Annotated in this window: 10 protein-coding genes; 4 read left to right on the plus strand and 6 right to left on the minus strand. The window is 73.4% G+C overall.

What is annotated here, in order from left to right:
* Positions 1-111: 111 nt before the first annotated feature.
* Complete coding sequence (locus OO62_RS18760) at positions 112-579, plus strand: SPW repeat protein (RefSeq protein WP_051733410.1); 468 nt, start codon at positions 112-114, stop codon at positions 577-579.
* 108 nt (positions 580-687) lie between these two features.
* Here the strand turns inward: OO62_RS18760 and OO62_RS18765 are convergent, their stop codons facing one another.
* Entirely contained in the window at positions 688-1,005 is a 318-nt protein-coding gene (locus OO62_RS18765; RefSeq protein WP_033268597.1) for a hypothetical protein, read from the minus strand.
* A gap of 293 nt (positions 1,006-1,298) precedes the next feature.
* Between OO62_RS18765 and OO62_RS18770 the strand changes: the two genes are divergently transcribed.
* Entirely contained in the window at positions 1,299-3,125 is a 1,827-nt protein-coding gene (locus tag OO62_RS18770; RefSeq protein ID WP_033268598.1) for an alkyl/aryl-sulfatase, read from the plus strand.
* A gap of 91 nt (positions 3,126-3,216) precedes the next feature.
* Positions 3,217-5,247, plus strand: a complete 2,031-nt coding sequence (locus tag OO62_RS18775) for an ATP-binding protein (protein WP_033268599.1) — start codon at positions 3,217-3,219, stop codon at positions 5,245-5,247.
* Between the two features lie 35 nt (positions 5,248-5,282).
* On the opposite strand, the gene OO62_RS18780 is transcribed toward OO62_RS18775, so the two are convergent.
* From OO62_RS18780 to OO62_RS18800, 5 genes are read right to left on the minus strand one after another with little or no spacing between them, the layout of a single operon-like run.
* Positions 5,283-6,320: a serine hydrolase domain-containing protein gene (locus tag OO62_RS18780; RefSeq protein WP_033268600.1), complete on the minus strand. Its 1,038-nt coding sequence runs from the start codon at positions 6,318-6,320 to the stop codon at positions 5,283-5,285.
* Positions 6,317-7,240, minus strand: coding sequence for a DUF6895 family protein (locus OO62_RS18785; RefSeq protein ID WP_033268601.1), 924 nt, complete (start codon positions 7,238-7,240; stop codon positions 6,317-6,319). Before OO62_RS18785 ends, OO62_RS18780 begins: the two co-directional genes overlap by 4 nt.
* Positions 7,237-8,220 carry a DUF6895 family protein gene (locus OO62_RS18790; RefSeq protein WP_033268602.1) on the minus strand — a complete coding sequence of 328 codons (984 nt, stop codon included), beginning with the start codon at positions 8,218-8,220 and terminating at the stop codon, positions 7,237-7,239. The genes OO62_RS18785 and OO62_RS18790 overlap by 4 nt, the downstream gene beginning before the upstream one ends.
* Positions 8,217-8,918, minus strand: coding sequence for a hypothetical protein (locus OO62_RS41360; RefSeq protein WP_234386011.1), 702 nt, complete (start codon positions 8,916-8,918; stop codon positions 8,217-8,219). Before OO62_RS41360 ends, OO62_RS18790 begins: the two co-directional genes overlap by 4 nt.
* Before the next feature lie 10 nt (positions 8,919-8,928).
* On the minus strand, positions 8,929-9,114 hold the full coding sequence (locus tag OO62_RS18800) for a hypothetical protein (protein ID WP_030411128.1): 186 nt from the start codon (positions 9,112-9,114) through the stop codon (positions 8,929-8,931).
* Between the two features lie 419 nt (positions 9,115-9,533).
* Between OO62_RS18800 and OO62_RS36515 the strand changes: the two genes are divergently transcribed.
* Positions 9,534-11,353 (plus strand): MFS transporter (locus tag OO62_RS36515; RefSeq protein ID WP_078617241.1); only part of this gene is annotated, 1,820 nt, incomplete at its 3' end.

Here is an 11,353-nt window from a genome sequence, read left to right on the forward strand (position 1 = left end):
TCACCTGTCGCTTCATCTACACATAAAGCCGACATAAGCGCAAAATAAAGGTGCGTGGTTCCGATGCCGCGCGAAAACCGGCCAGGCTTGTGGATGAAGGAGGCGAGTCGCATGGCCGACGTCTCACACCACAGGGGAGACCTCGCAGGTCACCCCGATGCATCTGAGATGCAGGCTCGATACGAGCGGGTTCTCGGCGGACGTGACGTGGTACTCGTCGACGGACCGGTGTTCCTGGTCGGCCTGTACTGCGCCGCTTCTCCGTGGATCGTCCACTACGCGGCCGCACAGCCCGCGCTCACGACCCACAACCTCATACTCGGGATCGCGATCGCCCTCCTGGCGGTCGGCTTCACCGTGACCCCCGAGCGGATGTACGGCCTGAGCGGTGCGATGTGCGCGATCGGCGTATGGATGATCATCTCGCCGTGGATCGTCGGCACCGGCGCGGACGCCGGTGTCATCTGGAACAACCTCGTCATCGGTGCCCTGACGTTCCTGTTGGGTGCCCTCTGTGTCGCCGTGGCGTCGAAGAGTCGCCAGGGGGACATGACGCGCGCTTCCCGTCGCGGGGCGTGAGGGAGCTGCCGGTCCGCTTGCCGTCCCCGGGCGGAAAGCGGGCCGGCGGTCCGCGCGGCCGGCACGTGCCGGCCCGCTCCACGTACGGGCGCGCTGCGCGTATCGGCGCTACGGCCGCCGGTCGTGGCCGGCGCCCGCCAGGTGGGCGGCCAGTCCGGCCAGCACCAGACCGCCGGCGAGCAGCAGACCGTGGGCCAGCACGAGCCCGGCGGCCAGGCCGACGGCCGCGGCTGCCGGGACCAGGCGGCCGAGGCCGCGGTGTCGGGGGCGAGGCCGGGCCGGGCGGGTGGCCCACGGAGCGTGGAGGCGGGGGCAGGGGGCGGCGTCGTGCCGGAAGCGTTCGGCGAGCTCACCGAAGGGCCGGTCGTCGTAGGGGGACAGCGGCGTCCCTCCTCTCCCGGGCGGAGGCCGCGCCGTACGGGTCACCCAACCAAGGGGGCGTGACAACGCCACCTGTCATGTTGTGCCCTGCCGGGCGCCGCCCCTAACGCCGTGCGGCGCGTTGTCCAACGATCGTGGCGCTCCGGCGACTTCGGTGCCGCGGCGGAGCAGGGCCCGCTCCGCCACCGCTCCGGTGCGCGGGCCTCCCGCCCCGGCTCCGGCGCCGGACCCGGGGCCGGAGGCCGGTGCCCGCCGCGCACGCATGCGACCCTCGGACAAATTGGGTTAAATCGGTTGCGTGGGGTATTGGCTCGGCCGCCCCGGAGAGGTAGCGTCCCGTGACCGCTCTGCCCGTGGATGATCACGAAGATTTCGCCGATGCCGATCGTGGCTTCATCGCCGCGCTCGATCCGCCCGAGATCACCATGGACGACGGCCGGGTGGTCTGGAACGCCGAGGCGTACCGCTTCCTCGCCCAGAACCGCCCCGACACCGCGCACGAGAGCCTGTGGCGCCAGGGCCGGCTGGTCAGCCGCCAGGGTCTGTTCGAGGTCACCGACGGCATCTACCAGGTGCGCGGTCTGGACTTCGCGCACATGACGCTGGTCGAGGGCGACCACGGGGTGATCGTCATCGACCCGCTGCACTCCGCCGAGACCGCCGCCGCGGCGCTGGAGCTCTACCGCAAGCACCGCGGTGACCAGCCGGTCACCGGCCTGATCTACACCCACTCGCACCGGGAACACTTCGGCGGCGCCCGCGGCGTACTGCCGTACGACCACCATCCCGTGCCGGTGCTCGCGCCCGCCGGTTTCCTGGAGCACGCGGTCGGCGAGCACCTGCACGCCGGCACCGCGCTGCGCCGGCGGGCCGTCTACGCCTACGGCGACGGGCTCCCCAAGGGGCCGGACGGCCAGATCGGCTGCGGCCTCGGCGCCACCCGCTCCACCGGCACCGTGACCCTGGTCCCGCCGACCGTGGACATCACCCGCACCGGCCAGGAGGAGATCCTCGACGGCGTCCGCCTCGTCTTCCAGCTCACCCCGGGCACCGAGGCGCCCGCCGAGATGAACTTCTGCCTCCCGGCACACCGGGCGCTGTGCCTGGCCGAGAACCTCACCCACACCCTGCACCACCTCCTCCCGCTGTACGGCGGTGCCGTCCGCGACGCCCGCTCCTGGTCGCGCCACCTGGGCGAGGCGCTCGCCCTCTTCGGCGGTGAGGCGGAGGTCGCCTTCGCCTGCCACCACTGGCCGACCTGGGGCAAGGAGCGCGTCACGGCCCTGCTGGCCGACCAGCGCGACCTCTACGCCTATCTGCACGACCAGACCCTGCGGCTGCTCAACGAGGGGTACAGCGGCCCCGAGATCGCCGAGGAACTGCGGCTGCCGCCCCGCCTCGCGCGGGGGTGGGCCCACCGCGGCTACTACGGTTCGGTCAGCCACAACGTCAAGGCGATCGCCCAGCGCTACCTGGGGTGGTACGACGGCAACCCCGCGCACCTGTGGGAGCACCCCCCTGCCGAGCAGGCCAAGCGCTACGTGCACACCCTGGGAGGCGTCGAGGCCACCGTGGACGCGGGCAAGCGGTACGCCGCCGACGGCGATCTGCGGTTCGCCGCCACCCTCCTCAACCACGCCGTCTTCGCCGACCCGAAGAACCTCCGCGCCCGCCGCGCACTCGCCCAGGTCTACGAACGGCTGGGCCACGGCAGCGAGAACGCCACCTGGCGCAACTCCTACCTCACCGGCGCCATGGAACTGCGCGGCACCCTCGCCGAACCACCGCCGGACACCGCCGGCCCCGAGACGGCCGCGGTGCTCACCGTCGACCAGCTCCTCGACGCGCTCGCCCTCCGCATCGACGGCCCGCGCGCCTGGTCCACGGCCCTGACCCTGGACCTCTACCTCCCCGACGAGGACCGGACCTGGCAGCTGACGCTCTCCAACGGGGCCCTGACACATGTCAGTTCACCCGGTTCGCCCACGCCCTGCGACGACCGCCGCCCGGATCTGACGCTCACCCTCACCAAGCCCCAGCTGGTCGAACTCCTCGCCGGTCAGGGCCCGGCGGGGGCCGCGCAGGACGGGGAGAGCGGAGCGCTCCACCAGCTCCTCGGCCTTCTGTGCACCCCCCACCCCACCTTCCCCCTCGTGACCCCCTGACCAGCCCCGGCACCCGGGCGTCAACTTCGCGCCGCGCACCGCGTACGCCACCCTGCGCCACCCGACGCCACAGCTGGGGCAAACTGGGGCCGTGGTAAGCAGCATTCCCCAAGAGTCGACCAGTTTCGTCGGCCGCCGAAATGAACTACGGCATCTCTCCGAGGAGTTGACGGCACACCGGCTGATCACCCTGACCGGCCCGGGCGGCGTGGGCAAGACCCGGATCGCCATACGGGCCGCTCGGGCCGCCGCGCGGCAGTTCCCCGACGGGGTCTGCTGGGCCGACCTCTGGCCGCTGCACGGTGACGGGCTGCTGCTCGCCACCGTCTGCGACGCCGTCGGACTGGCCGACCACACGGCGCGGACGCCGGCGGCCGCGCTGTGCGCCTGGCTCGCCGACAAGCGGCTGCTGCTGGTGCTCGACTCCTGCGAACACCTCGTCGACGCCTGCCGCGACCTCCTCGGAGACCTGCTGACGGCCGCCCCCCACCTGACCGTGCTGGTCACCAGCCGTCAGCCGCTGGACCTCGCCGGCGAGCGCGTCACCGAGATCGGCCCGCTGCCGTACACCGGCGACAACGACGCGCTGGCCCTGCTCGCCGACCGCGCCGGCAGCGCCGCCCCCGGCCTGCACCTGACCGAGCCGCAGCACGCGGCGGCCGCCGACACCATCTGCCGCCGCCTCGAAGGCATCCCGCTCGCCCTCGAACTGGCCGGCGCCCAGCTGGCCGGCAGTTCCGTCGACCGGATCGCCGAACGGCTCGCCACCCGCTTCGACACCCTCGACGGCGACGGGCTGCCGCGCCCCCCGCGCCACCGGACGCTGCGCTGTGCCATCGGCTGGAGCCACGAGCTGTGCACCCCGCTCGAACGGCTGCTGTGGGCCCGGCTCTCCGTCTTCCGCGGCACGTTCGACGAGGACTCCGCCGGCGCGGTCTGCGCCGGAGGCCCGCTCACCGAGGACGGCGTACGCACCGCGCTGGCCGGACTGGCCGCCAAATCGGTGCTCACCCGCGAGGGCGGCCGCTACCGCATGCTCGACACCCTGCGCGAGTACGGCCGGCTGTGGCTCGGCGAACTGGACGAGGTGGCGGCCCTCGCCGACCGGCACGCCGCGCACTTCGTCGACTTCGGCCGCCGCGCCGAACACGGCTGGCTCGGCCCCGAACAGGTCGGCTGGTACGGCAAGGTCGCCGACGCCCACGTCGACCTGTGCACCGCACTGGACCACCTCCTCGTCAGCGACCCGGAGCGGGCCCAGGAACTCAGCGCCGCGATCGGCTTCTTCTGGAGCTGCTGCGGCCATCTGCACGAGGCCCGCGACTATCTGGCCCGCGCCCTGGCCGCCCACCACGGCCCGAGCCGGGCGCGCACCCGGGCGCTGTGGGCCCTGGGCGTCGCCGTCCTCCTGCAGGGCGACCTGCCGTTCGCCGACGAGCTGGGCCTTGCCTGCTCACGCGCGGCGTCGGCCTCCGACGACGCGGAGGCGGTGCTGGCGGCCGGCTATCTCGTGGGCCTCACCCATCTGATGGCCGGCCGCCCGATGTCCGCGTACACCGTCGCGGAACAGGTCCTCGGCCCGCCGCCGGACGCCCCGTTCGACTCACCCGGCCGGCTGCGCTGCCACCTCGTGCGGATCTTCGCGCTCACCGCCCTCGGCAAGCTCGACGAGGCGCGCGCCGAGGCCACCGCGCTGCGCGAGGGCTGTGTCCGGCGCGGCGAACACTGGACCCGCTCCTACACCGACTACCAGCTCTCCCTGATCTCGCTGTTCCAGGGCCGCGCCGAGGAGTCCGCGGAACACGCCCGGGCGATGCTCGCCGCCAAGCAGGGCATCGGCGACAAGTTCGGGATCGCCCTCGGCCTGGACCTGCTCGCTGCCGCGGTGGCGGCCCGCGGCGACGGCGCGGCGGCCGCCCGGGTCTACGGCAGCGGCCAGGCCATCTGGCGCACCGTCGGGCACCCGCAGCGCGGCACCCCCGAACTGCGCGCGGTCCGCGAGGAGTGCGAACAGCGGGCCCGCGCCGCCATCGGCGACGCCGCCTACGCGGAGACCTTCCGCCGGGCCAGCGAGGAACGCCCGGGAACCTCGCTCGCCCGGATCCTGGCGGGCGACTTCTGACCGTCGGCGGCCGCCGGCCCGGGGCCCGGCCGGGCTCAGACCTGCGGCTCGCCCGCCAGCGTGTACAGCAGCTCGTACGCGGTGGTGATCATCCGGCAGGTACGGCCCCGGCGGGTGGCCAGCGCGACCAGTCCGGTGTGCGTCGCCGGGTGGTAGCCGAGGAACGCCTGCTGGCCGAAGGTCGCCCCGACGTGGAAGAGCAGCGGCCCGCGCGGTGCCGGGTGCTGATACCACGTCAGGGTGTGGGTGTTGCGGTGCCGCCAGCCCCGCCGCAGCAGCGGCACCTGCACGTCGCGCAGCGGGCCGGCCAGTGGTGTGTCCTCGGGGGAGAGGTGCGCCTGCAGGTAGCCGAGCAGATCGCCGGGGGTGGAGCGGACCGACCCGGCGGCGACGAAGGCGCCCATGTCGGCGCTGCGCACCGGCGTCACCCCGTTCGTGCGGTGGCCGATGGCGTCGGTGCCGGTGGTGCCCGGGCCCAGGCTGGTGTCGGTCAGGCCGAGCGGGCGCAGCACCCGGTCGGAGAGCAGCGCCGGGTAGCCGACGCCGGCGGCCCGGGACAGCGCCGGCCCCAGCAGCGCCACCCCGAGGTTGGAATAGCGCCAGCGGGTGCCCGGCCGGTGCCGCGGCCGGGTCCGGGCGAAGGTCTGCAGCAGTCGCTCGGTGTCGTAGGCGGCGTACCCGTTGGCGTACGGGTGCACCAGCGCACCGGCGATCAGGTCGGTGGGGATCCGCGGCAGCCCCGAGGTGTGGGTGGCCAGGTGCCACAGGGTGATGTGTCGCGCGTAAGGATGCCGCAGCGGCAGGTCCGGCAGATGCGCGACGAGCGGATCGTCCAGTGCCAGCACGCCGTCCCTGGCCAGGTCGGCCAGCAGCAGCACGGTGAAGGTCTTGGACAGCGAGCCCAGTTCGTAGCGCAGGGCGTGGCGCGGGGTCGGCGGCGACAGGGCGGAGCCACCGGTGACCACCGTCCGCCGGCCCCGCCGGGTGACGCCCAGCACGATGTCCGGCGCGTCGATGTGGGTGACCGCCTCCGCGAGGCGGTCGGTGAGCGCGGGGCCGCGGTCCGGGCTCATCGGACGGCGGACATCGCCCGGGAGGTGGCCATCGCCGACGCGAACGCGGCGACCAGCGTCGGGTGGTGGACCAGGTCGAAGACGCGGGCCGGATCCCCCTCGGGCATCCCGCGCTGGATCGGCATCGCGCCGCCGGCCGACTGCGCCGCGGCGTAGCGCTCCCACAGCGCCGCGTCCAGCGTGGGCCGCGGCAGACAGGCGTCGACGACCAGGAGTTCGCCCAGCAGGTCCCAGTGTTCGAGGTCGGCCCAGTCGTCCATCCAGGCGGGCAGGTACCGGGTGAGGTAGTCGGCGAGGTCCGGCGGGATCCGGTCGGGGGCCTCGCCCCAGTTGGTGAGGTGGAAGACGGTGTGGGTGATGTCGTAGGCGATGTGCAGCTGCACCGTCCAGGGTTCGGGCAGCTGCCCCAGCCAGGTGCGGGCCACCGCCTCGCCGAAATCGCTGCTGGGCGCCAGGCCCAGTTTGCGTTCGGCGTTGAGCACCCCGAGCCGCCGGTTGGGCATCATCTCCAGCGCCGTCCAGGTGGCGGTGCGCCGGCAGACCTCCACCGCCGCCTCCAGTCCCGGGTGGCGGTGCCCCAGCTCGTGGAACGTCGCATAGACCTCCAGCGGCACGGGGGAGAGCGGCTCGTCGTGCTGGAGGCGGGCCAGCACGTTTCCGCCGTCCAGCAGCTCCCGCCAGGCGAAGTCCAGCAGCTGCCCGGCGCGGGCCTTCTGCCGGGACCCGGCCACCCCCTCCCGGAAGAGCACCTGCATGTTGAGGGCCAGTTCCCCGATGGGTTTGAGCCGTTCGACGACCGCTCCGTTGTTGACGAAGTCGTCGGGGGTCAGCCGGAAGTGCTCACGGTGCTCGTCGAGCCAGGACAGCGCCCGGTCGCCGACACCGTGCAGCAGGGCGGGGGACGCGGCCGTCACGGTCACGGTGCACTCTCGCTTTCGCAGGGGGTACGGCCGCCGACCAGCGCCGGGTCCCCGCCGGACGGGCCGGCCTCGGCCTCGTCGGCGGCGATCCGGGCGAGGGTGGCGGCGAACGCGGTCACCAGGGTGGAGTGGTAGCAGGCGGTGAAGAGCTCGTCCGGGTCGTCCGAGGACGGTGCCGCGCCCATCTCCGGCACACTGCCGTCGGCAGCCTGCGCGTCCGCCAGCCGCTGCCAGGCCGCCGGGTCGTGGGGAGCCTTCGGCAGACAGGCCGTCACGGCCAGCAGCTCGCCCACCAGGTCCCACAGCTGCTCCTCCAGCCAGTTCTCCAGCCAGGAGGGCAGCCACAGCCGCAGATACTGGGCGAGTTCGGGGGACAGCCGCTGCCGGTTGCGGCCCCAGTCGGTGAGGTGGAAGACGTCGTGGGTCACGCCGTAGGCCGCCTTGCGGTCCAGCGCCCAGGGCTCCGGCAGCCCGCCGAGGCCGGTCAGCGCCAGCACGGCGGAGAAGTCGGCGTGCTGCCGCAGCCCGATCCGCCGCTCGGCGTTGAGCACGCCGAGCGTACGGGTGTGGTCCTCGCGGGCCACCCGCCAGCCGCGCAGCCGGGTGGTGGTCCGCACCAGCTCGTCGACCTCGGCGTGGCGCAGCCCGGCCTGGGCGAAGACCCCGTACAGCTCCACCGGGTAGGTGGCGAACGGCTCACCGCGGATCAGCTCGGCGAACAGCTCGCCGTCCCGGGTCTCGTTCCAGGCGAACGCGAACAGCCCACGGGCCGTGTGCCGGATGTCCTCCCGCGGGTGCAGCACTCCGATCAGCTGGGTGAGTTCGGCCAGTTCACCGAGCGGTTTGAGGGTCAGGTTGGGGTCGGCGTCCGTCGTCACGTTCGCGGGCAGGCGGAACTGCCCGCGCGCCCCCTCCAGCCACCCCAGGCTGCTCCGGACCATCCGGTCCAGCAGCCCGGGGTCGCTGTGGCCGGCGGTCACCAACCCCGTCCGTGGAAGCGCCGGGCGGCCGCGACGTGCAGCGCGACCCGCGGGTCGGTGCCGCCCATCTGCCGGACGAACGCCAGCCCGCTGTCGAGCCCCAGGGTCTGCGGGGCCTCGGGCAGCCGGGCCAGCCAGCGGCCCAGCCCGGCCGCCTGCAGCCAGTCCCGGCGGCGGACCGCCCGGACGAAACCGCGGGCCAGGTCGTCGGTGCGGCCGGCCAGCTGTTCGGCGAGGCCGGGGGCGAGCGGGGGCAGCGCGAGCGCTGCCAGCTGCGACGCCCGGTGCGCGAGCTTCGGCCAGGGGTCGCTCTCTACCCATCCGGTCCCGGCCTCGGGTGGTGGCGGCCACGGCGGCGCGCCCCCGGGCAGGAAGGCGTGCGCGGCCTCGACCAGGCCCCGGTAGGTCCATGCCGAGACCGCCGAGGCGTCGGCTCCCGGCGGATAGGCCGCGAGCGCCTGCCGGACCACCGCTTCGTCGTCCGCGCCGACGGCCACCGCACGGTGCTCCACGGCGTACGGCGCGAGCGCGTCGGCGCCGAGTACCCGGACAGCGGCCGGGGTCAGCGCGTCTTCCTGGCGCAGGATGCCGGACAGCGCATAAGGGTCGCCCTCGCCCCGCAGGGCGAGGGCGACCCCGGTTGCGGCATCGGCGATCACAGCGCTGAGCGGGACTGCTCCTTGCGTCTGTTCAGCCAACGCTTTCCCCTCAGCGAACGTCAGTCTTGGGCCGGGGGGTGGGCGGCGAGATCAGGAGCAGCGCGGCCAGCAGCAGCGCACCTCCACACTCGCGGGTGTCGCGGAAAACGCCGTCGGCCTCGGCGGGTTCAAGCAGTCCCTCGACCTCGGCGGCCAGGGTGGCCGTCTCGACCGGCGCCGTGCGATCCGTAACCATGCGATCAACTCCTTTGACGAATGGGATACCAGATTCACATCGGGATAAATCGGTCGCAACGCGAAAAAAGCCATCATTGGCCAATCTGTGTGACCTGGCGTCAGGTGCCGGACAGTCCGTCCGCCGGCCAACTCACTTTCTTCCAGGGGCTGTTGGCGAGCCGTACCGCTAACGCCGGGGAAGGCGCCCCGAGGTGACGCCAGAGGTGACGGAGGCCCGCCCGGCCGGGGAGCGTACTGCTCTGTTCGGATGCATCCCGGCGCCGCTGCCACGGGCCACGGGAGGCGCGGGGGCTGCGGCGTCAGGGGCTGAGGCGGCCCGTCCTGCCCGGTCCCGTTCCGGACCTGGCCGGGCCCCGCGCGCCGAGGTAAATTGGTTGATGTCAAGCAAGTAAACGTCCCGGTGGGAGTAGGTGCCCCGTGGGAAGAACCACTGCTGATTCCGGCGGCCCGGCCGCGACCGGCCCGCGCTACAAATGGGTCGCCCTGTCGAACACCACCCTCGGCGTGCTGATCGCCTCCATCAATATGTCGATCATGCTCATCGCGCTGCCCGACATCTTCCGGGGCATCGGCGTGGACCCCCTGGAGCCGGGGAACACCGGCCTGCTGCTGTGGCTGATCATGAGCTACCTGGTCGTGACCGCCGTGCTGGTGGTCAGCTTCGGCCGGCTCGGCGACATGTACGGCCGGACCCGGATGTACAACCTGGGCTTCGCGGTCTTCACCCTCTTCTCCGTACTGCTCTCGGTGACCTGGCAGCACGGCACGGCCGGCGCCCTGTGGCTGATCGCCATGCGCATCCTTCAGGGCATCGGCGGCGCGATGCTGATGGCGAACTCCAGCGCGATCCTCACCGACGCCTTCCCCGCCGGGCAGCGGGGCCTGGCCCTCGGTCTGAACCAGGTCGCGGGCATCACCGGATCGTTCGTCGGGCTGGTGCTCGGCGGCCTGCTCGGGCCGGTCGACTGGCGGCTGGTGTTCCTGGTGTCGGTGCCGTTCGGCGTGTTCGGCACGGTCTGGGCCTATGTGAAGCTGCGGGACACCGGCATCCGCACGCCGGCCCGTCCCGACTGGTGGGGCAACCTCACCTTCGCGGCCGGCCTGATCGCCGTGCTGACCGGGATCACGTACGGCATCCAGCCCTACGGCGGGCACACCATGGGCTGGGGCAACCCCGCGGTGCTCGCTGCCCTGGCCGCCGGGGTGGCGCTGCTGACCGTCTTCTGCGTGGTCGAGACCAGGGTGCCGGAGCCGATGTTCCGGCTCGGGCTCTTCCGGATCCGCGCCTTCACCGCCGGAAACCTGGCGAGCCTGCTCGCCTCGCTCGGCCGCGGCGGCCTGATGTTCCTGCTCATCATCTGGCTCCAGGGCATCTGGCTGCCCCGGCACGGCTACGGCTTCACCGAGACGCCGCTGTGGGCCGGCATCTACATGCTGCCGCTGACGCTGGGCTTCCTGGTGGCCGGGCCGGTGTCCGGATGGGCGTCCGACCGGTTCGGGGCGCGGGCCTTCGCCACCGGCGGGATGCTGCTCGCGGCCGGCACCTTCGTGGCGCTGCAGGCCCTCCCGGTCGACTTCTCCTATCCGCCCTTCGCGCTGGTCCTGCTGCTCAACGGCATCGGCATGGGCCTGTTCGCGGCGCCCAACCGGGCCGCCGTCATGAACAGCCTGCCGCCCGACCAGCGCGGGGTCGGCGCCGGCATCAGCACCACCTTCCAGAACTCGGCGATGGTGCTCTCCATCGGCATCTTCTTCTCCCTGATGATCGCGGGTCTTGCCGGCGCCCTGCCGCACGCCCTCACCAGCGGGCTGACCGCCCAGGGCGTCCCGGCCGCGGACGCCGCCCGGGTCGCGGCGCTGCCCCCGGTGAGCGTGCTCTTCGCGTCCCTGCTCGGCTACAACCCCGTGCAGACCCTCCTCGGGCCGCACGTCCTCGGCCAGCTCCCGCCCGGCCATGCCGCGTACCTGACCGGCCGGGAGTTCTTCCCCCAGCTGATCTCCCAGCCGTTCGCCGACGGGCTGGCCGTCGCCTTCGACTTCGCCCTCGCCGCCTGCCTGATCGCCGCGGTCGCCTCGCTGCTGCGCGGCGGGCGGTACGTCCACGACGACCGGACCCCTCCGGCGGCGTCCCGCGGCCCGGCACCGGTCACCGCGGCCGCCGAGCGGACGGCCGGGACCGCCGGCCCGCCGCCCGCCGCGGCCGGACACCCCGGCCCGCCCCCGCCCGCACCCCCGCC

It is taken from the genome of Streptomyces lydicus (assembly GCF_000717345.1).
GTDB lineage: Bacteria > Actinomycetota > Actinomycetes > Streptomycetales > Streptomycetaceae > Streptomyces > Streptomyces lydicus.

Bases quoted from the DNA above. Each gene is read 5' to 3' on its own strand.
- OO62_RS18800 (WP_030411128.1), bottom strand. From the start codon at position 9,114: ATGGTTACGGATCGCACGGCGCCGGTCGAGACGGCCACCCTGGCCGCC.
- OO62_RS18760 (WP_051733410.1), top strand. From the start codon at position 112: ATGGCCGACGTCTCACACCACAGGGGAGACCTCGCAGGTCACCCCGAT.
- OO62_RS18780 (WP_033268600.1), bottom strand. From the start codon at position 6,320: ATGAGCCCGGACCGCGGCCCCGCGCTCACCGACCGCCTCGCGGAGGCG.